The following is a 23,709-nucleotide window of genomic DNA, read 5'->3' on the forward strand; positions in this document are numbered from 1 at the left end:
GCGCCGATCGGCGGGACCCCGATCGTCGTCACAAGTCCCCTTTGGAGGAACCCCGATGGCATCGCGTACGCACGAACCCGAGCCGCTGCTGACCCCGGCCGAGGTTGCGTCGATGTTCCGAGTCGACCCCAAGACCGTCACCCGGTGGGCCAAGGCCGGCAAGCTCAGCGCCATCCGGACACTCGGCGGCCACCGCCGCTACCGCGAGTCCGAGGTGCGCGCGCTACTGCAGGGGCAGATCCCCATGCAGCGGCAGGGCGACTGAACCACCCGTAACCGGGGCGCGACTCGCTGCGGCGTTGTACCTGTCGGGTCGACAGGTACAACGCCGGGAGTTGATCAGGGTTACGCCCTTCGACACATGCCGCACATCGCACCGTCCCCGCGTCGGTCCGTGCCGTTGCCGGTCAACCCCGCCAGCGGCACGGATCGAGCAGCTCGGCGGGCACCGCCGGGACCGCGGACTGCACCCGCGCCCGCTCGCCCGTCGTCAGCGGTGCGCCCGCCACCAGGCCGGCGTGCTGCCGGAGCTGGTCCGCGCTCTCCGCGCCGATCACCACCGACGTCACCCACGGCAGCGCCCGCACGTAGGCCAGGCACAGCTCGTCCCGGCCGGACCGGCCCAGCTCCGCGGCCAGCCCGTCCAGCGTGGACACCACGCGGTCGCGCTCGGCGTCGGCCAGCCGCGGCCAGCGCACCGCCCGCCCGGCCGCCAGCAGGCCCTGCAGGAACACGCTGCGGACCGTCACCACCAGCTCCGGCCGGTCCAGCAGCGCCCCGGTGAGCGCCGGCGCCAGCCACCGCTGGTCCAGGATGTTGCACGGCAACTGGACGTGCTCCAGGCCGGGCAGCCGCAGCACCGCCGGCAGCTCGTCCGGCTGCCGGATCGTCACGCCGATCCGGCTGGCCACCCCGCGGTCGCGCAGGTACCGCAGCCGCTCCCACGCCGCCCCGTCCGCGGCCAGCGCGTCCTCGGCCCGCGGCAGCAGCACGGTCGCGCGGTCCACGCCCAGCTCGGCCAGGCTGCGCGCCACGCTGGCGTCCACCGCCGCCGCCGCGTCCGCCGCGCTCGTCCCCGGCGGCAGCGGCACCACCTTCGTCATCACCTCGAACGTCCGCGGCGGCAGCGCCGGCAGCGCCGCGCCCAGCCGGCGCTCGCTCGCCCCGTACGCCCGGGCCGTGTCGATGTGGGTGATCCCCAGCTCGGCCGCGGTGCGCAGCAGCGCCTCGGTCGGGCCGACCGGGGCGTCGGCGCCGGCGTACCCGCCGATCTGCGCCGCGCCGAGCACCAGGGCGGACTGGCGGACGCCGCCGCGCCACTGGTCCGGCACAATGCCGCGGGCGGGGTTGACCTCGACGGTGCTACCGATCTGCGGCATGGCATCCTCCCGGTGGTTTTGGACCCCAATGACCGTATCAAGATCGATTTCCGGTTACCCGTAATCGGTTACCGGTTGGTGGCATAGTGTCGGGGCACAGCGACGATCGGAGCGGGGGGCATGGGGTGGTGGCGTAACCTCGCCGGCAGCCTCGCCCTCGCCGGCACCGCCGCCGCGCTCGCCCTCGGGCTCCCCGCGCTCGACGACCGGCTCGCCGCGGCCCGCCCGCTCACCCCCGGCCGCCCGTACCACGTCGGCGCCGGCGTCCACCTCGTCCCGCCGGCCGGCGCGCTGCTCGACGTCGCCCGGGCCCGCCCCGCCCGCCGGACCGGCACCGCGCTGTTCCTGCTCGGGCCCGTCCGGCTCGCCGTCGTCGTCACCCCGTTCGGCCGCGACCTCGCCGCCGCGGCCGCCCGGCTGCGGGAGAAGATCACCGCGCAGCGCGGCAGCCAGGTCACCGGGGTCGAGCAGCCGTACCGCACCGACGCCGGCGTGCCCGGCCTCGCCGGCGGCTACGCCGGCGCCGACCGGATCGGCCGGTACCTCGTCCTCGTCGTCGGCGGCCTCGCCGTCGAGGTGACCGTCAGCGGCCACGACGCCGAACTGCGGGCGAGCCTCGACCGGGTGGACGCGGCCGTGCGCACGCTGACCGTCCGGCCCCGCCGGTGACCCCGCCCGGCCGGAGCTGGCGCACCGCCCCCGTCCGGCCCGCGCTGCCCGTCGGGCGCAGCCCGCTCACCCTGCCGGCGTACTGGGTGGTCACCGCGCTGCTGCTGGTCGGCGCCGTCCGGGTCGCCGGGGTCTGGCGGGACGGGTACGAGCGCTTCCCCGTCGCCGCGACCGCCGCCCTGGTGCTGTTCGCCCTGTACGCCGTGCCGTTCTGGTCGGTCCTCGGCTCGCTGGACTACCTCGAGCGCGAGCCCGCGCCCCTGCTCGCGCTCGCCTTCGCCTGGGGTGCCCTCGTCGCCACGACGCTCGCGCTCGCGGGCTCGCCGGCCGCGCACAACCTGCTGGCCAAGCTCGCCTCGCCCGGCTTCGCCGCCGCCTGGGGCCCGGCTGTCGGCGGCGCGCTCGTCGAGGAGGTGGCCAAGACGCTCGGCGTCTGCGCGATCGTGCTGATCGCCGCCGACTACGTCAACAGCGTGCTGGACGGCTTCATCTACGGCGCCCTGGTCGGCCTGGGCTTCCAGGTCGTCGAGAACATCGTGTACGCGATCAGCGCCGTCGCGCTGGCCGGGCGCGGCGACCGGATCGACCCGGTGGTCACCACGTTCCTGCTCCGCGGGGTGCTCGGCGGGCTGTGGAGCCACACGCTGTTCAGCGGGCTGGCCGGGGCCGGGATCGGGTACCTCGTCGTCCGGCACCAGCGCCCGCGCCGGGTCCGGGTGCTGACCGCGGTGCTGGCGTTCCTCGGCGCCTGGCTCGCCCACTTCCTGTGGAACAGTCCGCTGTGGGCGGAGGGCTTCGGCGGCGGGGGCTGGGGCGTGCTGGCCGCCCTGGTCGTCAAGGGCGCGCCGCCGCTCGTCGTGATCGTGCTGGTGGTCCGGGTGGCGCACGGCCGGCAGGCCGACTACTACGTCGACCAGCTCTCCGGGCTCGGCGACCGCCGGGTGGTCACCCCCGGTGAGCTGCGGGTGCTCGCCAGCGGCCCGCTGCGGGCCGAGGCCCGCCGGCAGGCCGGCAAGCGGGCCGGGGCGCGGGCCGGGCGGGCGGTCCGCCGGTTGCAGACCGCGCAGGCCCGGCTGGCGGTCGCGCTGAGCCGGGCGGCGATCGCCGGGCCGCACAGCGACCGGGCCGACGCCGAGGTCAGCCACTGGCACCGCGAGGTGCTCGCCCAGCGGACCAAACTGGAGGCGTACGGGCACCCCGAGGCGATCGCCGTCGACGTCCGGCGGGCCCGGCTGCTGCGCTGGACCGGTACGGCCGCCGGGCTGGTGGCACTGGGGATGATCTGGTTCGCCATCCGCGCCCTCGGCCCGTCCTGACCCGGCGGCCGGCGGGTCAGTGGCTCAGTGGGTGATCGGCAGGCCGGCCGCGTTCAGCGCGCTGATCACGCCCGAGGACTCCGACAGGCCGACGATGAGCACCGCGTCCGCCCGGAACGACCGGATGTCGTTGGCGCCGCCGGTGAAGTCCACCGGCCCCTCGCCGCCGGCCGGGTACGTCAGCAGCTTGATCACGGCCTCGGCCCGGCCCGCCTTGACCAGCGCGTCCCGGACGTTGGCCTGGAGGCCGGTGCCGTACGCGTCGTCCCGGGCGACGATCGCCACCCGCTGCGCCCCGTCCCGCATGATCACGTCGGCGAGCGCCCGGCCCTGGAGCACGTCCGAGGGGGCGGTGCGGAAGTACAGCCCGTCGTCGCGGGCGTTGGACAGGTCGGCGGCGGTGTTCGACGGCGAGAACAGCACCACGCCGGCCTTCACCACGTCCGGCAGGATCTCCCGCGCCACGCCCGAGGTGCCCGGGCCGATTATCACGTTGACCCGCGCGGCGACCAGCTCGGCCAGCGACCGGCGGGCGACCGCCGGGTCGGTGCCGTCGTTGCGGTCCACCCACTGCACCGGCGCGCCGAGCACGCCGCCGGCGGTGTTGATCTCCCGGGTGGCGAGCTGGATGCCGGCCCGGACCCGCGGGTACAGCAGCCCCGCCGCCCCGGTCTTCGGCAGCAGCCCGCCCAGCCGCAGCGGGTTGGCGGCGCTCGCGCCCCGGCCGGGCGGCGCGTTCCTGCCCGACACCGTGGTCTCGTCGCCGGCGCCGACGAACTCGGTCTTCGCGTCGTCGATCCGGTCGCGCTCGCCGAAGTGCAGCGTGGCGTAGGAGGCCGAGGACGGCTCGCCGGCCTCGGTGAAGCCGGAGCGGCGCAGCGAGATGCCCCGGTACCGCAGGTCCTTGCCCGCCCGGGCCAGCCGCAGGCAGCCGGCGACGGTCTCGCACAGCTCGCCGCCGGCGGTCACCCCGGTGATCTGCTCGGCGATCCGCCGACTGCTGGTGCTGCCGGCGACCTCGGCGGCGATCGCGCTGATCACCACGGCGTCGTACGCCTCGGCGGCGTAGCTGAAGTCGGTGAGCGATCCGTCCACTTCGGTGAGCCGGGTGCGGAAGCTCTCGGACAGCGGGGTGAGCGGGATCGTGCCCTTCATCCCGGCCAGCAGGCCGGGCTGCCCCTTGAACGCCTCGCCGAACGAGTTGCTCATGTTGCCGTCGGCGCCGTAGATCCGGACGGCGGCGGGCCGGTCGCCCGCGCCGGGGTCCTCGCCGCCGCACGCGGCCGTGCCCGTGATCAGCAGGGCCGCGGCCACCAGGAGGGCTGGGTGCGACGTGCGCATGGACAGGTATCTCCCTCCCGGATTCGTCACCTGCGAAGACTAACGCGCGACGCTCGATACCGCACTGTGGGTAGGCGCCCGGGCTGATCGGCGTAGCCCGGCCGGGCGGTCGATGCGCTGGATATGTCCACAATGAAGCCCGCAACTGTGACGAAACCCCCGCGAGCGGACCCCGCGGCGGGGTGTGGCAAGTCGATCGTGTGCGCAATCCGGCACCGGCCGGGCCGGTCGGGCGCCCGGCGGAGCGGCCCGGTCAGGCCGGCCGGACGGCGTGGCCGGTGGCCCGGCGGATGGCCGTGCCGGCCCACACCGCGGCCCCCGCGACGGCGAGCGCGATGCTGGCCCCGGAGCTGGCCACCCCGATCGCCGGGGCCGCGACCAGCAGCGGCAGCGCCCGGACGGCGAACGCGCTGCCCAGCGCCCGGACCGACGCGCTGTACGCCAGCGCCCGGGTCACCGTGGAGCGCGGCGCCCGCTCGGCCACCCGGGCGTCCATGTCGCCCTCGAACGCCGTCATCGCGATCCCGGACAGGAACTGCGCCACCAGGACCGCGGCGGCGCTGATCGGCGCGGCGATCCAGCCGACGATCATCACCAGCCCCCACAGCGCCCAGCGGGGCACGGTCGAGACCCGCAGCCGCTCGATCGCCTCGACCGCGGCCGCGGACAGCAGGCAGCCGAGGCTGAACGCGACCGCCGCCCCGGCGACCCACTCCCGGCTGTACAGCTCGGTGGTCAGCGGTACGGCCAGCAGGGTCGGCCCGGAGGCCAGCAGCATGATGCCGCCGCCGGCCAGCAGCGTGGCCGGGGCGACGGCGGTCCGGTCGTGCGCGGCGATCTCCCGCCGGGCCGCCGGCCGGGTGGCGACCCGGGCGCGGCGGGCGCTGAGGATCGTGGGCAGCAGGCTGCCGGCGTACACCGCCACGACCGCGACCAGCAGCCAGCCGGTCGGGTGCCCCGCGGGCCCGACCGGCAGCAGCGCGGCCAGGCCGGTGCCGGCGGCCTCGACCGCGGCGATGCCCATCGCGTACCGGGTCATCGCCCGCGGCGTCGGGTCGACGGCGGTGACCTCGGCGCGCATCCCGGCGTAGCCGGTCCAGGCGGCGATGTTCATGATCGTGATGGCGGCCGCCACCGCCGGCGCGGGCACGCCCGCGACCAGGCCGGCGAGCACGCCGACGCGCAGGACGAGTTCGAGGACGGCGGAGCCGCGCAGCAGCGTCCGGCCGACGTACCGGCGGGCCAGCCAGCCGGTGACCGGCGCCGACAGCACGACGCCGACGAGCATGCACGCGTTGTACAGGGCGGCCTCGGCGATGCCGCCGCGGGCGACGGCGAGCAGCACGAGCACGGTCCAGCCCAGCGCCATGCCGAACGAGTCGACCAGGCCGGTGCCGACGATCTCGCGCAGCCGGCCGACCCGGCGCAGGCCGCCCGGCCGGGCCCGGCGCCGGCCGCCGTGGCCGAGCAGTCGGCGGGCGCCGTTGTACGCCGGTCGCCGATGCCCGCTGCGACCGGGTGCTGCCGCGTCCGCGGGGGGATTCACGCGGACGTCATCGGCCGCCGACATGGCCGTCACCGACGAACAGCGGCGTCGGGGGGGCGAATCCGTTGAACCGGGAGGCGTAGCTGAGGGTGTACGCCCCGGCCGAGCCGATGTAGAGGGTGTCGCCGACGTCCAGCCTCTCCGGCAGCGAGACGCCGTAGAACATCGTGTCGGACGAGTCGCAGCTCGGCCCGGTCACGGTGAACGGGACGTGCGGGACGTCGTGGTGGTCGGCCAGCGACGTCCACAGCGGGAACTGCCAGCCGTTGACCGTCTGCTGGGTCTCCATCAGGCCGTTGTAGGCGCCGACGTCGACGTACAGCCAGTTCTCGCCGGCCCGGACCTCGCGGCCCAGCACGGTCGTCGCCATCACCGAGGTCTCGGCGACCAGGTGCCGGCCCGGCTCGGCGGCGATCAGCTCCGGCCGGTACGGCAGCAGGTCGCGCAGGGCGCCCTCGATGATCGTGGCGATCTCGGTGATCGACGGGACCGCGGCCACGTACCGGGCCGGGAAGCCGCCGCCGAGGTTCAGCATCTCCAGCCGGATGCCGTCCTCGAGCGCCTGGCTCATCAGGGTGCCGGCCGCGGCGATGGCCTGCCGCCACGCGCTCGGGTTCGCGCACTGCGAGCCCACGTGGAAGGTCAGCCCGTACGGGCGCAGGCCCAGCCGGCGCGCGGTGAGCAGCAGCTCCCGCGCCCCGCTCAGCTCGGCGCCGAACTTGCGCGACAGCGGGAACACGCTGGTGCTGTCGTCGACCCGCAGGCGCAGGTAGACGGCGCTGCCCGGCGCGTACCGGGCGATCTTGTGCAGCTCGCCGACCGAGTCGACGCCGAACCGCCACAGGCCCGCGGCGTGCGCGGCGGCGACGTGCGCCGGCGGCTTGATCGGGTTGCTGTACAGCACCCCGGCCGGGTCGACGCCGAGCGCCTGGAGCGCGTGCAGCTCGCCGATCGACGCCACCTCGAAGCTCGCCCCCTGCCGGTGCAGGGCCTGCAGGATCTCCGGGGTGGAGTTGCACTTCATCGCGAAGAACGTGGCCACGTCCGGCAGCGCGTCGGAGAACCGGGCGTACCGGTCGGCGAGCGCGTCCAGGTCCGTCACCAGGTACGGCGTCGGGATGTCGATGAGCCCCAGGTAGTCCGGGGTCAGCGACGTCGGCCAGTGGCCGGGCAGGCGCGGCTGCGCGCGGTGTCCGGTCAGCGCGGTGGGCATGGTCGGTCGGCTCCCGAGGTCGTCGGTGCGCGGGTCGCGGGTCGGAATCGTCGTCATCGGTCTGCCCTCACGCGGCCATCGAGGAGTTGTCGAGCGGCGCGTCCGCCCCGGCGAGCAGGCGGCCGGCCTCGGCCGCCGGTACCGGGCGGGAGAAGTAGAAGCCCTGGGCCAGCTCGCAGCCCATCCGGCGCAGCGCGGTGAGCTGGGCCAGCTCCTCGATGCCCTCGGCGACGGTGTGCATGCCGAGGCTCTGGCCGAGCTGGACGATCGTGCGGGCCAGCGTCGACTCGTCGGCCTCCTCGCCGAGCCGCTCGACGAACGACCGGTCGATCTTGATCGTGTCGACGGGGAACCGGCGCAGGTACGCCAGCGACGAGTAGCCGGTGCCGAAGTCGTCGATCGCGAGCTGCACGCCCAGGTCCTTGAGCCGGATGAGCTGCGCCAGGTTCTCCTCGGTGTCCGTCATCAGGACGCTCTCGGTCATCTCCAGGCAGAGCTGCGCGGCCGGCATCCCGGTCTCGGCGAGCACCGCGGCGACGACGGCGGGCAGGTCCGCCCGGTCGAACTGGCGCACCGACACGTTGACCGACATCTTCAGCTCGTCGTTGCCGCTGCCGGCGCCCCAGGCGACGGCCTGCCGGCACGCCTCGGTGAGCACCCAGCGGCCCAGCGGGATGATCAGCCCGGTGGCCTCCGCGACCGGGATGAACTCGCCGGGGCTGATCATGCCGCGCACCGGGTGGTACCAGCGGACCAGCGCCTCGAAGCCGACGATCCGGCCGTCGGCCAGGTCGATGGTGGGCTGGTAGTGCAGGCTGATCTCGTCCCGGTCCAGGGCACGGCGCAGGTCCGCCTCCAGCTCGAGCCGGGCGACCAGGCCCGAGTGCATCTGCGGGTCGTATGCGGCCCAGCCGCCGCCGCCCAGCGACTTCGCCCGGTACATGGCCAGGTCGGCGTCGCGCATGAGCTGCTCGGCGTCGCTGGCGGCCGCCTCGTCGTCGTCCCCGCAGGCGAGGCCGACGCTGGCGCCGATGTGGATGTCGCGGTCGTCCAGCAGGAACGGCGCGTCCATCGCGGCGACCACGCGCTCGGCGATGTCCTCGGCGTCGTCCCGGCCGGGCGCCTCGACCAGCACGGCGAACTCGTCGCCGCCGAACCGGGCCACCACGTCGTCGGCCCGCACCGAGTGCCGCAGCCGGTCCGCCACCTGCACGAGGAGCTGGTCGCCGGCGGCGTGGCCCAGGGAGTCGTTGACCTCCTTGAACCCGTCCAGGTCCAGGAACAGGACCGACACGGTGCCGTTGTCGCCCTTGCGGTGCAGCGCCTCGCCGACCAGCTCGTGGAACAGCGCGCGGTTGGCGAGCTGGGTGAGCGCGTCGTGGAACGCCTCGTGCACGAGCTGCTCCTGCAACTCCTTGCGCTCGCTGATGTCCCGGGTGTTGAGCACCAGGCCGCGGACGTTCGGGTCGTCCATCAGGTTGGTGACGGTGATCTCGGCCTGGCGGCGGCGCCGGTCGCGGTGCTGCACGTACAGCTCCAGGACCGTGCTGCCGTACGGCCGCCCGGCGACCGCCCGCAGCGCCTCGGACAGCCGCACGCCGGCCTCCGGGTCGAGCAGCTTGGTCAGCGTCCGCCCGGTCAGCATCGCCGCCGAGTAGCCGAAGACGCGCCGGACCGACTCGCTCTGGTACGTGACGACGGCGTCGGCGTCGACCACGGTCACCACGTCGGAGCTGTGCTGGACGAGCGCGTGGAACCGCTGCTCGCTGGCCGACACCTCGACCACCCGGGCCTTGAGGTGCCGGGTCAGCGCGCGGTTCTCCAGCAGCGTGAGCATCTGCCGGCCGACCATGAGCAGGATCAGCGCGGACCGGGTCCAGGAGATGAAGGGGGAGCCGCCGACGTTCGTGGCGAACCAGAAGATCGTGGTGCCGAGGGCGACCAGCACGGCCACGTACGGCAGCAGCACGGCGAACGGCTGCTGGTCCTCGTCCTCGTCCTCGGCGTTGCGGGCGGCGGCGGGCTCGACCGGCGCGCCGACCGGCATCCGGGCGGCGAGCAGGATGAACGCGAAGCCGATGAACCAGAAGGTGTCGATCACGCCGCCGGAGGTGTACGACCCGGTCAGGTTGAGGTACGCGAACCCGCTGTCCGAGATCGAGAAGATCGTGATGCCGATGGCGACCAGCATCAGCGGGCGGCCCATCCCCTCGCGCCGGTGCCGGAGCAGGGCGAGCTGGAAGAACACGACGGTGAGCACGACGACGTCGCCGAGCGGGTACCAGAGGCTGATGTACAGCGCCAGCGGGCTGTCCCCGCCCGCCTGGATCGTCGGCGCGACCACGAAGATCCAACTGATCACCAGCGCCGACGTACCGATCATCAGGCCGTCGAGCACGTTGCGGATCCGGCTGGCCAGCGTCTGCCGGGCCACCGGGAAGAACAGCAGGCCGGCGACCACCAGCGGCGGCAGCCCGATGTACCCGAAGTCCGCGGCCGACGGGAACGGCACCTCCTCGCCGCGCACCGACTCCAGGTAGGCCCACGCCCCCTGGCCGACGCCCCAGGCCATGATCCCGAGCCCGATCAGCCCCCAGGACAGCCGCAGCCGGCCGGCGCTGTGCCGGGCCCGGACGAGGCAGGCGCCCGCGGCGGAGAGCGCGGCGACGCACAGGCCCACGTTCGAGACGGTCTGCGAGAACGTCTCGCCGCCGGCGTCGGTGATCAGCAGCCCGCCGAACCCGCCGACGATCGCGGCGACGGCGGCGCACAGCCACAGCCAACTCCGCGAGCGCATCGGGGTCGCGTCCGGCGTCGGGTCGACGTCGGTCACTGCGTCGGCGCTTCGGGGGGCGCGCGTCTCCACAGCCATCCTCACCACTCCAGGTCCGGGGGAACCGCCAGCCGGGTCGCCTGGCAACAGCGGAGATCGGAGGGGGGCAGGGTGACCTGAGCGGGTTCGCGCGGGTGGTTCGGTGGTTTCGTCCTGTTCGCGGCGGGACGGGCCGGGGGTCCGGGTTGGGCGGGGTGCGGGGCGGGTGCGAATCGGCGAGCCGCGCGGTACCGGCCGCGTGACCACCCGCCGCAGGCCGACCGGCCGGGCCGCAGCGGGTGCGGTACCGGCGCACGGGCGTCGATGGGTGGCGGGTTCGGTCGAGGGCGCGTCCGGCTGCGGGTGGCGGGTTCGGTCGAGGGCGGCGCCCGGCTGCGGGTGGCGGGTTCGGTCGAGGGCGGCGCCCGGCTGCCGACGGGGTGGTGTCGACTACCCGACGCGTGGCTGGTGCGCGGGGTGGGAGCGGGCGAGCATGACCGCTCCCACGTCGAAAGGCCCGACCATGGTCACCTCGCCCGTCCCCGCCTCGCCCGTCCCCGCCGCGCCGCCGTCCCCGGACCACCCCCGGCGCCGGGGTTCCCACCGCCGCCCGCCGCGCCGGTGGCTGCTGGTGGCGGCGGCGGTGCTCCTGGCCGGCGCCGCGGGCTCCCTGCTGCTCCTGCTGCGGCCGGGCGCGCCGGCCGCCGGGCCGCCGCGGACGATGAACGTGTACCTCCGGGCCGACGCGACCCCGGCCCAGCAGGCCGCCGTGCGGGCCGCGCTGGTCGGCGACCGCCGGCTGGCCGACGTGCGGTTCGTCGACCGCGCCGCCGCCCTGGCGCACTTCCGCGAGACGTTCGGCGAGGTGGATCCGGACCTGGTGGCGCGGACCCGCGGCGGGGACCTGCCGGAGAGCTTCCGGGCGGCGGTCCGGCCCGACGTGGTCGACCACCGTGGGGTGGTGGCCGCGTACTGCGCGCTGGCCGGGGTCGAGCGGGCGGACATCCCGCTGGCGGCCGCGGGCTCCCGCCCGGTCGTGGTCCAGTGCGGCAACTGACGGACGCCGGGCCGCCGAATAGCGACGTCACTGCCAATTCTTCCGGAATCCGCGCGATTCATACGGAACAATGGAGGCGGCCGATGTCACAGTGAGGTCGGTTGACACCACTCCCCATTTTGGATCTTAATGTGACCGGTCCGCTGTGGTGTGGGAGGTTCGGTTGGCGACGTCCGAGGAACAATTGGCGGCACTTGACGAGATTGTCTCGGACGGGGTACGCCGGGGAATGCTGCACCTGCGGGCGGAGGACGAGCGCCTGGACGGCCGCACCGTCACGGTGTCCGGCAAGAAAATGGTCCATTTCGGATCGTGCAGCTATCTCGGACTGGAGACGCACGAGCTGCTGAAATCCGCCGCGGTGGATGCCACGATGCGGTTCGGCACACAGTTCTCGTCGTCCCGGGCGTACCTTTCGGCGCCGCTGTACGAAGCGGCGGAATCGGCGTTGTCCGTCATTTTCGGCCGGGACGTTCTCATCACCGCCAGCACCACCATGGGCCACCTCGCGACGCTGCCGACGCTGGTCGAATCCACCGACGTCCTGCTCCTGGACCACCAGGTCCACCACAGCGTGCAGACCGCGGCCACGCTGGTCCGGGCGCAGGGCGCCCGGGTGGAGTTCGTCCCGCACAACGACCTGCGGACGCTGGACCGCCGGCTGGCCGAGTACCGCCGCCGGTACCGGCGGGTCTGGTACGCCGCGGACGGCCTCTACAGCATGTACGCCGACCACTGCCCGATCGACGGCCTGAACGCGCTGGCCGAGCGGCACGAGCACCTGTGGCTGTACCTCGACGACGCGCACGGCCTCTCCTGGACCGGCCGGCACGGCCGCGGGTACGCGCTGGAGCACCTCGGCGCCGCCGCGGCGACCCGCGCCGTCGTGGCCGGCTCGCTCAACAAGTCCTTCGCCGCCGCCGGCGGCGTGCTGGTCTTCCCCGACCCGGAGAGCCGCCGGAAGGTGTTCACCGTCGGCGGCCCGATGATCTTCTCCGGGCCGGTCCAGCCGCCGATGCTCGGCGCGATCCTCGGGTCGGCCCGGATCCACCGCTCCCCGCTGCTCCCGGAACTACAGCAGCGCCTGCTGGGCCTGATCCGGCACTTCAACGCGCTCGCCGCCGACCTGCGGCTGCCGCTGGTCAGCGACAGCGAGGCGCCCATCCGGTTCGTCGGCGCGGGCCTGCCGCACCTCGCGTACGACATGGTGGGCCGGCTGCACGCGGCCGGCTACTTCGTCGACACCGCCTCCTTCCCGGCGGTACCGGCGAAGCGGTCGGGCGTGCGCCTCACGCTGACCGCCCACCACACCGAGGCCGACGTCACCGGCCTGGCGCACACCCTGGCCGCCGCCCTGCCCCGGGCGCTGGCGGCCGGCGGCAGCAGCGCGCACCACCTGGCCCGGCTGTTCGCCCGGCAGCTCGACGGGCGCCCGGTCGCCGGCACGGAGCTGCCGCCGCCACCGCCGGCCGGCGCGCTGCGGTTGGAGCACCACGACACCATCGACACCGTCGCGCCGACCGAGTGGAACGCGCTGCTCGGCGGCCGCGGCTCGTTCGACTGGGCCGGCCTGCGCACGGCCGAGGACGTGTTCGCCGGCCCCGACCCGCGGCCGGAGAACGTCTGGCGCTTCCACTACTGGATCGTGCGGGACGCGACCGGCCACCCGGTCGCCGCGACCTTCTTCACCGACACGATCTGGAAGGACGACATGCTCGCCCCGTCCGACGTCTCCGCCGAGGTGGAGCGGCAGCGCGCGACGACGCCGTACCACCTCACCTCGCGGGTGCTCGCGATGGGCTCGCTGATCACCGAGGGCGACCACCTGTACCTGGACCGCGGCCGGGACTGGCGCGGCGCGCTGCGCCTCATCCTCGACGCCGCCCGGGCCGAGGAGGACCGGATCGGCGCCGCGGGCATCGTGCTGCGGGACCTGCCCGACGATGAGGACCTGCGCCTGTTCCTGCTCGGCGAGGGGTTCGCCCGGCTGCCCGGCCGGGACAACTGGCAGCGCCCGATGGACTTCGCCGACACCGACGAGTTCGTCGGCCAGCTCACCAAGAAGGCGCGCTACCACCAGCGCAACCGGGTACTCGCCGTGGAGGCCCGGTACCGGGTCGACGTGGTCCGCGGCGGCAGCGCCGCCGCCCTCGGCCCGGCGGACCGCGACCACCTCTACGACCTGTACCGCCGGGTACACGACCGGCACCTCGACCTCAACGTCTTCCCGCTGCCCCGGCGCACCATCGACGCGGTGCTGGCGCACCCGTGCTGGGAGGTGGTCACGCTGCGGCTCCCCGAGCGCACCGCCCGCCCGGTCGCGTTCGGCGCCCACCACGTCGGCCCCGACCACGTCCAGGGCGTATTCATCGGGCTGGACTACGACTACGTCCGGACGGACGACTCGTACCAGCAGACGCTGTGGCAGGCGATCCGGTGCGCGCAGCGGCACGGCAGCGGGCGGGTGCTGTACGGCATGGGGGCCGACCGGCACAAGGCGCGGTTCGGGGCGCGGCGGCACCGGAGCTGGTTGTACGTGCAGTCCACCGACAGCCTGCACCGGGACCTGCTGGGCGACATCGCCCAGCGTCTCCATCTGCGGCCGGCGGTGGGGGAGGGGCGGCAACTCGCCGGCGCCTAGGCTGTTCCGTGGCGGTCTGTTCGCTCTGTGGCGTCTGCGTGCGCTATCAGCGCTTCGCCCCGGGGGCGGGTGAACCGGGACTCGGTGGGCGATCGAGTCGCGGCCGGGGCTGGGTGCAGTAAAGCGCCCACCGGCGTTGCTGCTGGTGGGCGCTTACTCAGCCCGGCGAAGGTGCTGGTGGCCAGGGGCGGGGTCGAACCGCCGACCTTCCGATTTTCAGTCGGACGCTCGTACCAACTGAGCTACCTGGCCGTGCGCTGTCGCGCTGGGCCAGAGTATCAGGGTGGGCCGAAAGGGTCGGGTGAGGGTGTGCCTCGACGGCGTGGGCGCCGTTCGACCGATTTGCGTGTCGCGCGTTAGACGCTCCGTGATCGCTGCCTGGTTCTTGGTGTACAGAACGTCACGGGTCATAGGGGGCCGGCATGGGCTCTAGCACCTCCTCGTCGACCTCGTCGCGGGTCCGACTGGGGAAGGGACGGCGCTCGGCGACCAGTCTGATGATCAGGGCCGGAATCCGCGTCAGTCCGGCTGGGTCCTTCCCGGTCCTTCCGCGTACCTCGACATCCGAGCACATTGGGAGCACGCACATGCGGCCAGTCGCGGCCCGACGCGTGTCACTGTCCGTGACATCCGCTGGTGGGCGGGCACGCGGGCGTATCCCCGATGCGACCGAGATCGGGAGGTCGCGTTGCTCATGTCCAGCTCCCCCGCCACGGCAACGATGGTGACACCGTCGCTGGTCGGCTCGCTCAAGCGCAGGTCACTGGACGGCATGCACACGCATCCTGGCCCCGATCCGCGCGTGACCTCGGACGGCTCACTCTCGCTCGAGCCGGTCGAAGTCGACGTGCCGATTCGCGTCGCGTTCAATCAGTGTGGGCCCTCATCCCGGTCCGGGTCATTGAGCCGCGGCGGGCCGAACGCAGTAGATCGTCTGTAGGCCGGCGGCCACCAGTGACCTCTGGTCGTCTTGAACGCTGTACACCTCCAGCCGACACACGCTCAGCGTCCGGCCGCTTTTGAGGACCGTTCCGACCGCCTCGATGCGGTCCCCGCGAGCCGGAGCGGTCAGGTTGAGTTTGTACTCTGCCGTCAGCACCTCCGCCCCCTCGGGAAGCAGTGTGAGTGCGGCATACCCGCCTGCGGTGTCGGCGATAGCGCTCGTCGCCCCGGCGTGAACGTGACCGTGCTGCTGGGTCACTTCCGGCCGGCTGGCCAACTCGATGTGCACACACCCCGGCGCGATGCGGGTCAGACGCGCGCCCAGATAGCGCATCAAGCCCTGCCGGCCGAAGCTGGCCTCGACCCGTTCCCGCACCTCGCGGCTCATCGAAGCGTCAACGCTCGCATCGTCCATACCTGCCTGCACCCGCTCTCATCATCCGTTCACTACATCTGCCGCGTGTAGCGGGGCCAGGCCCGACGTCCCCTACCGACCGCGCCGACAACGAATCAACCGAGGAGCTGCTGCACGCCGAGTACAACCCCCATGGCGAGCATTGAACCAGCCGAGAAGCGGCTGACGGCGCGAGCCAGCACCGGTCGGGCATGTCACTTGCACCACGCCGCGGTGGGGCCGGGACCACCTTTCACGGTGGCCCGGCCCGGCGAGCTCGTCCGTCGGCTGCTGAACATCACCGGCTTGGACCGCGTCCTTGACCTGAGCTGACCGCCGCCGGTGGGTTCCGGCGGCTCAGCGCATGAACGACGTGTGGACCAGCGGCAGGTTGCGGATGCGTTGGTAGTGGCCTTCGGCGCGGCACTCCGGGGTGCACACCTGGCTGGCGTAGCAGGAGTCGCAGAACGTGGTGCCCTGCAGGTAGGCGGCGGCGCGGCGGCGCAGGAGTCGGATCATCGTGTCCTCCCTCGTGGATCTGGCTCGATCGTGCGTCGGGTTCGCGGGTTCGCCCACACGCTGCGTGGTGATGCTTCGCATGCCGAAAAGTTGCCGGTCGGTGGGAACAATGCTGTTGCGCCTGCTTCTTAGACTGATCGACATCCGAGCGCGTCACCCACGCGACCGACCACCGATGACCGTCCGTAGTGGACTAGGTGCGGTGGGGTTGCTGGTGTTCGGTGCGGACGGCCGTTGGGGAGGGCGCCGTGACCGAGAACTCGTCATCGACTCACAACGTGGCCCCGGCTGGGCCCGGCACGGCGGTTCGCCGGCGTGGGCTCAGCCGGGGCGGCTGGATCGGCATCGGCGCGGGCGCGCTCGCGGCCGTGGTGGCGATCGCTGTCGTCGCCGGCTACGTGCTCGGCGGGCTGGACCGCCGGCAGCAGTATGCGGAGAACAGGTCGGGGTGGCCGCCGCCGACCGTCGGTGTCGGCGGAGCGAACACCAACGAGCTGACCGTCGCCGAGCTGCAGAAGCTCGCCAACGCACGCAGCGAGGCCATCCGCAGCAAGGACCGAACTGGGTTCCTCGCCCCGCTGGCCGCCAATGCGAAGCTGCGCGCGGGGCAGACACGGCTGTTCGACAACCTGCAGAAGGTGAACTTCGCGCAGGCGGGGTACCGGCCGATCTGGCACGAGGGCCGCGCCGCGGACTCGTTCGGCCGTGCGATCACGGTCAGCTTCGACGTGTCGTTCGTCCACCAACTCGCCGGCTACGACCCGCTGCCGGTGACCGAGTGGTACCGGTGGACGGTCACCAAACCCCACCGGACCGCGCAGCCGGTCATCACCGCGGTGACCGGCGCGCCTGCGCCCGGTCTGGGCTTCTCCAAGACCGTGTTCTGGCCAGCCCCCTGGGACCGCTGGGCGGACATGCGCGTGGTGAAGGGCAAGCGCGTGGTGCTGCTGGTCGACGCGCCGATGGCGGCCACCGCCCGCCGATGGCTACCGGCCGCCGACGCCGCGGCGGAGGCGAACCTCGCAGCCTGGCGCAAGGCCGGCGCGCCGGGGGCGACGTTCGAGACGTTCGTAGCCTCGATCGTGCCCACCAAGCGGGAGATGGACGCCCTGTACCAGGTTGCGGATCAGACGCAGGACGCGGCGGGGTGGGCGATGCCGATGGTCGATCACGGCCATCCCGAACGCCCCGAGCCCACCGGCGTCCGCGTCGTGGTCGACGCGAACTCCTCGTTCTTCCGCGACGGCACCGTCGCCGAGTTGTGGCGGCACGAGTTCGCGCACGCCCTGATCGCCGGGATGAACGTCAACAAGACCGACCCCGACAACGGCCTGTCCGGCCAGGACCTGTGGATCGTCGAAGGGTTCGCCGAGTACCTGGCCAACCACGGCGGCCCCGCCCAAACCCGGGCGACGACCGCGCGGGCGGACGTGGCCGCTGGCCGCACCATCCGGCTGGCCAAGGCCGAACTCCTGGCGGTAGCCGACCGGCGGCAGACCGACCTCGACTACTGGTCCGGCCACCAGGCCATGCGCTACCTGGCGGCGAAGTACGGGCCGACCGCCCCGTACCGGCTGGTGAGCGCCTACTACCGCGCCGGGAAACGCGACACCGCACTCGCGGAGGTCGGCGCGCCGCCGTACGCCTCGTTCGCGCCCGCCGCCATCGCCTACGCGCGCAGCCAACTGCGCTGACCCCCGGGGGGACACCACCATGACCGGACCGCAGCAGCCCACACCACCGCCGCACCCCACCCCGGCCGCCGGCGTCGGCAGCGCGCCGCCGCCCGCCCCGCCCGCCGGCAACGTCGTCGCGTTCCCGCCGCCGGGCGGCCGGGGCACGCGGAGGCTGGGCGTGTGGATCGCCGCCGGAGTCGCCGCCCTGCTACTGATCGGCCTGGGCGTAACCCTCGCCGTGCGGGCGGCCATCGCACCGGACGAGCGGGAGCGGGAGGGGCCGCTGGCGTCGGTGGCGTGGACGGTCACCTACGCCACCGAGTGGGACCTGAAGAACCAGGACTCCGACCGCCCCTACGCTATCTGGACCGCCGGCGACGTCGTCGTGCGCGCCCAGCCCGACGGGGTGATCGGCTACCGCGTCGCCGACGGCCAGCAAGCTTGGGCCGTGCCCGCACCGCAGGACCGGCAGGTCTGCGCGGCCCCGCAGCGCATCACCGGCACCCTGACCGCGGTGCTGGTCGCGGACAAGAAGACCGGCTGCTCGACCCTGCTCGGCATCGACCTCGCCGCCGGCAAGCAGACCTGGACCCGCGCCCTGCCGGCGGCGGACAGCTCGCACCCGCGCACCGACTGGCGCGCCACGAACATGGCCGTGGCCGGCGGAAAGATTCTGATCAACGACGCGTCCACCGCGGTGCGCGCCTACGACGCCGCGACCGGCCGGCCCGGCTGGACCTACACCGGCGGCACCACCGGCGACGGCATCCTGACCGGGCTCGGCGCCTCCGCCACCACCGCCATCGTCGGCGTCCAGGGCCTGTTCAGCCGCACCCCACCGTCGGTGGCCGGTGTGGACCTGGCCACCGGCCGCCAGAAGTGGATGACCCCGCAGGGCGACGGGCACGGCCTGGCCGTCGTCATTTCCGGTTCGCCGCCGGTGGCCACCACCCGACTCGGCGGCGACCGCGCCGCGATCATCGCCCTCACCGACACCGGTAGCTTCGCCGTGGCGATTCCGCAGCGCATCGACGGCCGGATCGTGAAGATCCTCGGCCCGGTCTCCGGCGACGAAGCCGCCGGCCTGCCCGCCGCCGTGCACGGCAACACCCTCTACGTGTTCGCCGACGGCAACGGCCGCTACCTGCACGCGATCGACCTCGCGACGGGCGACACGCGGTGGACCAGCCGGGAGCTGGATCGATCAACCATGCTCGGCCCCGTCGACGACCAGAGCGTCACCTTGCTCGAACCGGGGCTGGCCTCCGTCGACGAACCCACCCGGCTGCTGCACCTGGCCGCCGCTGACGGCGCCGTACGCACTCTGGCCGAGGTCGAAGCACCGGAGCTGGAGTACCAACGCGAAGCGACCCTGGTGCGCGCCGGCAACACCTACGTCGTCGTGCCATGGTCCCGCCGCGGCAACACCCACGCCCTACTCGGCATCCGGTGAGACAGCGCGAACCGGTGTCCGGCCACCGGCGGCGGGTACCCGCAGTGCCGGCCTGGCTGCTCCTGGCCGCGTTCGCCGTACACAACACCGAGGAAGCGCTGACAGCACCCAGATATTTCGACCGGATGCGCGGCGAGTTGCCGATCCCGTGGCCGTCGGCGGGTGCCTTCCAACTGGCGACCGTCACCGTGACGTTCGTAGCGCTGCTGGCCACGGCGATCGCTGTACGGCGCCAGCACACCGCGTATGTCACGGCCCTCGCATGGATCATGCTGGCGAACACCGTGGTCCCGCATGTGCCACTGGCCATCCTCAGCGGCGGCTACGCCCCCGGCCTGATCACCGCGCTGCTGCTCAACCTGCCCGCAGGGCTGCTCTGGCTCCGGCTGCGCCGCGACCTCGACCGCACAAATCAGCGAGATGGCCACGGGCCGGGCCTTACCCGGACAGCAGGTGCTGCCGGAGCGCCTGCACCGTCGCCGGCGAGGCAGGAGGCTGCGGGTCCGGAAGATGCTCGTCGAGACCGCCGGCCGCCAGCTCACTGACGTGCAGGACGAATCCCCCGGACTTGGCGAACGCCCGAACCTTGTTCACGGGCAGCCGGGTGTAGTCGGTGTGGTCAGGGAGCACCCAGGCGACCTGGCCTCCCACCCCCTCGGTCAGCCGGTACACCGCGCCCATCAGTGAGTAGGTCTTCTGCGAGTTCAGCCACGGCTGCGCCACGACACCCCCGTCGTCTTTGACAAGGACCCCGCGGCCCCGGTCGTCAAGCTGCAGAGTGCCTGCGCCGCATCCCTTCGCGTCGAACAGCAGCCACCGCTCTCCACCCACGACAAGGTGATCCACGTTCGCCGCGCCCAGGCTCAGCGGCGGCAAGCCGGCGCCACCGATCTGGTTGAAGTTGCCCAGGTCGTGCATCAGATGCAGGGTGTCGGCGCGGCGGCCGAGCCACGTCCGCAGCGCCCCGGCGACGGTGCGCTCGAAGTAGCCACCCCGCCGGGCGGCATCGCGGCTGTACTTCCCTCCGCCGGCTGCGATGCTCCCGCCGGGCTCGCCATGCTCGATGAAGGACACCGCCACTCCTCTCAATCCGTGGCCGCAACATACGCAACGACTACGACAGAGCCACGTGGGCGACGCCGACCCACCAGCGCGCTGACTACGCGGTACCCCCGCCGTCGGCCAGGGGCTTGGCGTAGACCTGCTGATGCGCACAGCGCTTCGTGTCGCACCCCACCGGAGCTCGCTCACCACCCGCCGCCCGCCTGGCGGGATTGGTGAGGGAGCGCGCTGCGCTAACCGGTCCGCGCGCCATTGGCTGCCGCCGGTCCGCGGCGCACCCGGTGCCGTAGGGTTCGGCCCGTGTCGACGCTGCAGGACGCCATCCCGGTCTGCTACGTGCAGGATCTCGACGCGGCGCAGGCCTTCTACGAGCTGCTCGGGCTCGCCGAGCTGCGCCGCGGTAGCAGCGACGCCGGCGGCTACCGGTTCCTCGGCCACGGCGACTGCACCGTCCTGCTCGCCCGTGTCGATCCCTGTCCGGTCACCGCCCCGCTGCCGATGGGTCTCTACTTGTGGTCGACTGACGTCACCGCCATCCAGCAAGCGCTGACCGATGCCGGTATTCAGAGTGAGCACGTGGGCCACCCGCCCCACGCCCCGGGCGGGGAGGCGCGCACGGCCGACCCGGACCGCAACGTCATCGTCCTCGGCCAGCGCAGCCCCACCGGCCCGCCCACCGAACCCCGCGCGCAACCGGACGCCGGGTTCTCGATCCTGGCCGAAGCCGCAGCCCGCGTCGCGGCTCGCGGCGACGCCCCGCTCGGCGGCTGCCGCATCGGCGGCCCCCACGGCGCACCCTGTGACCAGCCGGCGCAGGTAAAGCTCGCCGACCCCTGGGGCGACACCGTCTGGGGATGCCTGTCACACGCGGAGGAGGCGCTGCTCAACGCCCGCGGCGCGTTCCTGGCCGCCGACGACGGCGCCGGTCTGGGGCCGTGGCTGGCCGCCCGCCGCCGCTGACCGCGGCGCCTACTCGGGTAGCCGTGCGTCGCTGGGTGTCTTGTCGATGCGCAGGCCGCGCCAGCTGGGGTGCCGCAGCCGCCGGTCCGGGGTCCAGGTGCGGAAGGCGACTTCGCCGACGAGCTTCGGCGTCACCCACCGGGCGTGCCGGGCCTCGGCGCGCGGCACGCCGTCGGCGGGGCTGGTCGCCCGGGCGAGCGGGCGCAGCCGCTGCTCCAGCTGCCGCAGGGCGGCGTCGGTGAAGCCGGTGCCCACCTTGCCGGTGTACGCCAGCGTCCCGTCGGCGTCGTAGGCGGCGGTGAGCAGGGAGCCGATCATCCCGGCGCGGCGGCCGGCGCCGGGCAGCCAGCCGACCACGATGACCTCCTGGGTCTGGGCGATCGGCACCTTGACCCAGTCGGGGGAGCGCCGGCCCGGCCGGTACGGGGAGTCCAGGCGCTTGCACACCACGCCCTCCAGGCCCGCCTCGACCGCGCTGTCATACGCCGCCGCCGGCTCCGCACCCACGAACGCGGCCGGGGTACGGACCGCCCCGCCGTCCAGGCCGAGTTCGTCGAGCAGCTCGCGGCGGCGGGCGTAGGGCCAGCCGACCGTCGGCTCGCCGTCGACGGCCAGGACGTCGAAGACGTAGTACTGCACGCCGACGGTGCGCAGCAGGGGGGCGGTCGGCGCGCGGACGTGGATGCGGTTGCCCAGCCGCGCGAACTCGGGCACGCCGCGGTTGTCGAGGGCGACGATCTCCCCGTCGACGACGACCTCCCGCCGGCCGGCGAGGCCGGCGACGTCGGCCAGTTCGGGGTAGTGGCTGGTGACGTCGAGGTCATTGCGGGTCACGACGTTGACCGCGCCGCCGCGGACGTAGGTGACGGCGCGGACGCCGTCCCACTTGAACTCCGACGCCCACCCCGGCCCGGCCGGCAGCGTGCCGAGGGTGGCCAGCATCGGCTTCACCAGCTCACCACCCAAGATCGCCACACTTCCAGCGTGCCAGAACGGCACGCTGGCCACCGCTGATCAAGGCATGACCAACGGCGAAGCGGGGAATGGTGGGCGCGTCCCGCGAGGCGGGCAACCGCATCGACGCCGGCAGTACCGGGGAGGAGAGGAGTCAGACGATGGCCGAGGGCGACATCCACACCAGCAAGGACGGCGACCGCTGGGTCAACAAGGCCGAGGGCAACACACGCGCCTCCAACACGGCAGCCACCAAAGCCGAAGCCCAGGCCGAGGGCCGGCAGATGGCCATCGACCGCGGCGTGGAGCACGTCATCCACAACCAGGACGGCACCATCGGCTCGCGCAACACCTACCCGCGCAGCCGCGACCCCCGCAGCTCCAAGGGCTGACCCTCGGCGGTCAGGGCTGGATGTCGGCCGGGTCGATCAGCACTCCCCGGTCGCTGTCATACGGGAGATCCGCGACGATCAGGTCGTGCGCCGGATCCCAGCGCCAGCCCGTCCTGGTGACGGCGTTGACCGGCGCCGCCACCAGCGCGTGCAGCGGGTTGGTCCCCGGAGTCAGGAGCGCGGCGACCGCGACGACAACGCTGTGGCCGCTGGCGGCGGTGTAGCAGTGCCAGCGGGCCAACTCATCCGGTACCCCCGCCGGGCAGACCCTGCTCTCCGGTACGGCGACACCGAGGGCCGCAGCGATCGTCGCGGCGATGGTGGCAGGGTCCCGGAGCGCAGGCACGCCCGTATCCTGCCCCAGCCCTATGACATCCGCTCGGCAACGCAGCCCAGCCGGCGCCGAACCGGGGCCGCTACGGCATCTCTCCGACCGCCCGCGACCATGCACGGCGTATCAACCGGTGACCGTCGGTGCCACGTGCTACTCCTTAGCCCGTGACCACGGCCTCATTCCGCTACCACCCCGCTGGGCAGATTCACGCCTCCTTCGGGGAGCTCCAGCTAACACCGGGCATCGCCAACCACCGCCTGGTGCTCCCCATCAAGTTGACCGCCACGTGGCTGGAGGCCGAGGACGCGACCAGCAATGCTCCGGCCCTCCTGACCGGCACGGTCTGGTCCGAGAACCCATCCTTCCGATGGTTGGTCGGGCTGGAAGCTCAGGTCGTGACCCTGCGTGGCTACCTGGCCGCCGAGGAACTGGTCCTCTCCCTCACAGACGACCAGCTCATCAGCCTGGAACGCGCGCGTGGACAGGACGACGTTGTATTGCGCCTCAAGCTCCAGGCCACACTCCTGGCACCGCCGGACGGTGTGCACCCGGTGGCCCACGAAGAGCTGCCGGTGCGAATCTCCCGGAGTCGCTGGTCAGAACTACTGGATCAAGCCGGCGCGGAAGTCGGCGTGCTGATCCGGGTGCCGAGCCCGCTCACCGACTCAGCGCTCGTATCGCCGCCGGCGGCATCTGACGAGGACGCGGCTTCGCTGTCCCAGGCGGCAGCTCGGCTGCGCCAGGCGCGGGCCGAGCTGCAGGACCACCAGTGGGAGCACTGCGTGGCTACCTGCCGCCGAGTACTGGAGAACGTCTCCCGGCTGGTGACCCTGCCCTCAGCCAAGAACGTTGCGGAGACCCCGCCGGCCCAGCGCACCCAGGACCAGCGCTGGGCAGCGATTCTCCACGACGTGAAAAGTATGGCCAGTGCTGCTCACCATGACGACAGCACTACCGAGGGCTTCTCCTGGAGCCGCGTAGACGCCGAGGCCATTCTGGCGACGACGGCAGGGCTCCTGGCTGCCTACACCCAACGGCGCTGAGGACCG

At 73.3% G+C, this 23,709-nt stretch carries 21 protein-coding genes and 1 tRNA gene; 11 read left to right on the forward strand and 11 right to left on the reverse strand.

The genetic code is table 11. The features are described 5' to 3' along the window. Nucleotides 1-55: 55 nt before the first annotated feature. The gene (locus IEY94_RS09500) at nucleotides 56-265 is read left to right on the forward strand and encodes a BldC family transcriptional regulator (RefSeq protein ID WP_189115003.1); all 210 of its coding nucleotides are present in this window, start codon (nucleotides 56-58) and stop codon (nucleotides 263-265) included. A 142-nt stretch (nucleotides 266-407) separates the two neighbouring features. On the opposite strand, the gene IEY94_RS09505 is transcribed toward IEY94_RS09500, so the two are convergent. After that, nucleotides 408-1,379 carry an aldo/keto reductase gene (locus IEY94_RS09505; RefSeq protein ID WP_189169711.1) on the reverse strand — a complete coding sequence of 324 codons (972 nt, stop codon included), beginning with the start codon at nucleotides 1,377-1,379 and terminating at the stop codon, nucleotides 408-410. A gap of 120 nt (nucleotides 1,380-1,499) precedes the next feature. Here IEY94_RS09505 and IEY94_RS09510 point away from each other — a divergent pair, with 120 nt between their 5' ends. Both IEY94_RS09510 and IEY94_RS09515 read left to right on the forward strand, forming a co-directional pair. Beyond that, nucleotides 1,500-2,048 carry a hypothetical protein gene (locus IEY94_RS09510; protein WP_189169712.1) on the forward strand — a complete coding sequence of 183 codons (549 nt, stop codon included), beginning with the start codon at nucleotides 1,500-1,502 and terminating at the stop codon, nucleotides 2,046-2,048. Then, the gene (locus IEY94_RS09515) at nucleotides 2,045-3,364 is read left to right on the forward strand and encodes a PrsW family intramembrane metalloprotease (protein ID WP_229783462.1); all 1,320 of its coding nucleotides are present in this window, start codon (nucleotides 2,045-2,047) and stop codon (nucleotides 3,362-3,364) included. Before IEY94_RS09510 ends, IEY94_RS09515 begins: the two co-directional genes overlap by 4 nt. Nucleotides 3,365-3,388: 24 nt before the next feature. Here IEY94_RS09515 and IEY94_RS09520 read toward each other — a convergent pair whose 3' ends face one another. The 4 genes from IEY94_RS09520 to IEY94_RS09535 form a co-directional block, all read right to left on the reverse strand. After that, the gene (locus IEY94_RS09520; RefSeq protein ID WP_189169713.1) at nucleotides 3,389-4,705 is read right to left on the reverse strand and encodes an ABC transporter substrate-binding protein; all 1,317 of its coding nucleotides are present in this window, start codon (nucleotides 4,703-4,705) and stop codon (nucleotides 3,389-3,391) included. Nucleotides 4,706-4,958: 253 nt separating this feature from the next. After that, nucleotides 4,959-6,251 carry a hypothetical protein gene (locus IEY94_RS09525; protein WP_229783463.1) on the reverse strand — a complete coding sequence of 431 codons (1,293 nt, stop codon included), beginning with the start codon at nucleotides 6,249-6,251 and terminating at the stop codon, nucleotides 4,959-4,961. Between the two features lie 7 nt (nucleotides 6,252-6,258). Beyond that, nucleotides 6,259-7,521 (reverse strand): type III PLP-dependent enzyme, encoded by a 1,263-nt coding sequence (locus tag IEY94_RS09530; RefSeq protein WP_229783464.1) that lies wholly within the window; start codon nucleotides 7,519-7,521, stop codon nucleotides 6,259-6,261. Between the two features lie 10 nt (nucleotides 7,522-7,531). Next, nucleotides 7,532-10,330, reverse strand: a complete 2,799-nt coding sequence (locus IEY94_RS09535; RefSeq protein ID WP_229783465.1) for a putative bifunctional diguanylate cyclase/phosphodiesterase — start codon at nucleotides 10,328-10,330, stop codon at nucleotides 7,532-7,534. Nucleotides 10,331-10,769: 439 nt separating this feature from the next. Between IEY94_RS09535 and IEY94_RS09540 the strand changes: the two genes are divergently transcribed. Together IEY94_RS09540 and IEY94_RS09545 are read left to right on the forward strand one after the other, a co-directional pair. Continuing rightward, on the forward strand, nucleotides 10,770-11,333 hold the full coding sequence (locus IEY94_RS09540) for a permease-like cell division protein FtsX (protein WP_189169714.1): 564 nt from the start codon (nucleotides 10,770-10,772) through the stop codon (nucleotides 11,331-11,333). 229 nt (nucleotides 11,334-11,562) lie between these two features. After that, nucleotides 11,563-13,974, forward strand: coding sequence for a PLP-dependent aminotransferase family protein (locus IEY94_RS09545; protein ID WP_189169715.1), 2,412 nt, complete (start codon nucleotides 11,563-11,565; stop codon nucleotides 13,972-13,974). 175 nt (nucleotides 13,975-14,149) lie between these two features. On the opposite strand, the gene IEY94_RS09550 is transcribed toward IEY94_RS09545, so the two are convergent. From IEY94_RS09550 to IEY94_RS09560, 3 genes are all read right to left on the reverse strand, one after another. Then, a tRNA-Phe gene (locus tag IEY94_RS09550) sits at nucleotides 14,150-14,226 on the reverse strand. Between the two features lie 646 nt (nucleotides 14,227-14,872). Further along, complete coding sequence (locus IEY94_RS09555; protein WP_229783466.1) at nucleotides 14,873-15,343, reverse strand: PaaI family thioesterase; 471 nt, start codon at nucleotides 15,341-15,343, stop codon at nucleotides 14,873-14,875. A 324-nt stretch (nucleotides 15,344-15,667) separates the two neighbouring features. Beyond that, a complete protein-coding gene (locus IEY94_RS09560; protein WP_189169716.1) occupies nucleotides 15,668-15,829 on the reverse strand; it encodes a hypothetical protein in 162 nt (53 codons plus the stop codon). 368 nt (nucleotides 15,830-16,197) lie between these two features. Here IEY94_RS09560 and IEY94_RS09565 point away from each other — a divergent pair, with 368 nt between their 5' ends. From IEY94_RS09565 to IEY94_RS09575, 3 genes are read left to right on the forward strand one after another with little or no spacing between them, the layout of a single operon-like run. Beyond that, nucleotides 16,198-17,523 carry a collagenase gene (locus tag IEY94_RS09565; protein ID WP_189169717.1) on the forward strand — a complete coding sequence of 442 codons (1,326 nt, stop codon included), beginning with the start codon at nucleotides 16,198-16,200 and terminating at the stop codon, nucleotides 17,521-17,523. Nucleotides 17,524-17,542: 19 nt separating this feature from the next. After that, nucleotides 17,543-18,958, forward strand: a complete 1,416-nt coding sequence (locus tag IEY94_RS09570; protein WP_189169718.1) for an outer membrane protein assembly factor BamB family protein — start codon at nucleotides 17,543-17,545, stop codon at nucleotides 18,956-18,958. 44 nt (nucleotides 18,959-19,002) lie between these two features. Next, nucleotides 19,003-19,503 (forward strand): HXXEE domain-containing protein, encoded by a 501-nt coding sequence (locus IEY94_RS09575; protein WP_189169719.1) that lies wholly within the window; start codon nucleotides 19,003-19,005, stop codon nucleotides 19,501-19,503. Here the strand turns inward: IEY94_RS09575 and IEY94_RS09580 are convergent. Next, complete coding sequence (locus IEY94_RS09580; protein WP_189169720.1) at nucleotides 19,397-20,032, reverse strand: hypothetical protein; 636 nt, start codon at nucleotides 20,030-20,032, stop codon at nucleotides 19,397-19,399. The genes IEY94_RS09575 and IEY94_RS09580 overlap by 107 nt on opposite strands. 288 nt (nucleotides 20,033-20,320) lie before the next feature. Between IEY94_RS09580 and IEY94_RS09585 the strand changes: the two genes are divergently transcribed. Beyond that, nucleotides 20,321-20,980 (forward strand): VOC family protein, encoded by a 660-nt coding sequence (locus IEY94_RS09585; protein WP_189169721.1) that lies wholly within the window; start codon nucleotides 20,321-20,323, stop codon nucleotides 20,978-20,980. Between the two features lie 9 nt (nucleotides 20,981-20,989). Here IEY94_RS09585 and ligD read toward each other — a convergent pair whose 3' ends face one another. Further along, the gene (gene ligD / locus IEY94_RS09590) at nucleotides 20,990-21,955 is read right to left on the reverse strand and encodes a non-homologous end-joining DNA ligase (protein WP_229783467.1); all 966 of its coding nucleotides are present in this window, start codon (nucleotides 21,953-21,955) and stop codon (nucleotides 20,990-20,992) included. Nucleotides 21,956-22,095: 140 nt separating this feature from the next. Here ligD and IEY94_RS09595 point away from each other — a divergent pair, with 140 nt between their 5' ends. Beyond that, complete coding sequence (locus IEY94_RS09595; RefSeq protein ID WP_189169722.1) at nucleotides 22,096-22,326, forward strand: DUF2188 domain-containing protein; 231 nt, start codon at nucleotides 22,096-22,098, stop codon at nucleotides 22,324-22,326. Nucleotides 22,327-22,336: 10 nt separating this feature from the next. Here the strand turns inward: IEY94_RS09595 and IEY94_RS09600 are convergent, their stop codons facing one another. Then, nucleotides 22,337-22,672, reverse strand: coding sequence for a hypothetical protein (locus IEY94_RS09600; RefSeq protein ID WP_189169723.1), 336 nt, complete (start codon nucleotides 22,670-22,672; stop codon nucleotides 22,337-22,339). Nucleotides 22,673-22,824: 152 nt separating this feature from the next. Here IEY94_RS09600 and IEY94_RS09605 point away from each other — a divergent pair, with 152 nt between their 5' ends. Continuing rightward, nucleotides 22,825-23,703, forward strand: a complete 879-nt coding sequence (locus tag IEY94_RS09605) for a hypothetical protein (RefSeq protein WP_189169724.1) — start codon at nucleotides 22,825-22,827, stop codon at nucleotides 23,701-23,703. Nucleotides 23,704-23,709: the final 6 nt, after the last annotated feature.

This window comes from Pilimelia anulata (genome assembly GCF_014647895.1).
GTDB lineage: Bacteria > Actinomycetota > Actinomycetes > Mycobacteriales > Micromonosporaceae > Pilimelia > Pilimelia anulata.

Coding starts and splice junctions, on each gene's coding strand:
- IEY94_RS09560 (WP_189169716.1), bottom strand. CDS start 15,829: ATGATCCGACTCCTGCGCCGCCGCGCCGCCGCCTACCTGCAGGGCACC.
- IEY94_RS09545 (WP_189169715.1), top strand. CDS start 11,563: ATGCTGCACCTGCGGGCGGAGGACGAGCGCCTGGACGGCCGCACCGTC.
- IEY94_RS09500 (WP_189115003.1), top strand. CDS start 56: ATGGCATCGCGTACGCACGAACCCGAGCCGCTGCTGACCCCGGCCGAG.
- IEY94_RS09510 (WP_189169712.1), top strand. CDS start 1,500: ATGGGGTGGTGGCGTAACCTCGCCGGCAGCCTCGCCCTCGCCGGCACC.
- IEY94_RS09570 (WP_189169718.1), top strand. CDS start 17,543: ATGACCGGACCGCAGCAGCCCACACCACCGCCGCACCCCACCCCGGCC.
- IEY94_RS09595 (WP_189169722.1), top strand. CDS start 22,096: ATGGCCGAGGGCGACATCCACACCAGCAAGGACGGCGACCGCTGGGTC.
- IEY94_RS09520 (WP_189169713.1), bottom strand. CDS start 4,705: ATGCGCACGTCGCACCCAGCCCTCCTGGTGGCCGCGGCCCTGCTGATC.
- IEY94_RS09505 (WP_189169711.1), bottom strand. CDS start 1,379: ATGCCGCAGATCGGTAGCACCGTCGAGGTCAACCCCGCCCGCGGCATT.
- IEY94_RS09530 (WP_229783464.1), bottom strand. CDS start 7,521: ATGACGACGATTCCGACCCGCGACCCGCGCACCGACGACCTCGGGAGC.
- IEY94_RS09540 (WP_189169714.1), top strand. CDS start 10,770: ATGACCGCTCCCACGTCGAAAGGCCCGACCATGGTCACCTCGCCCGTC.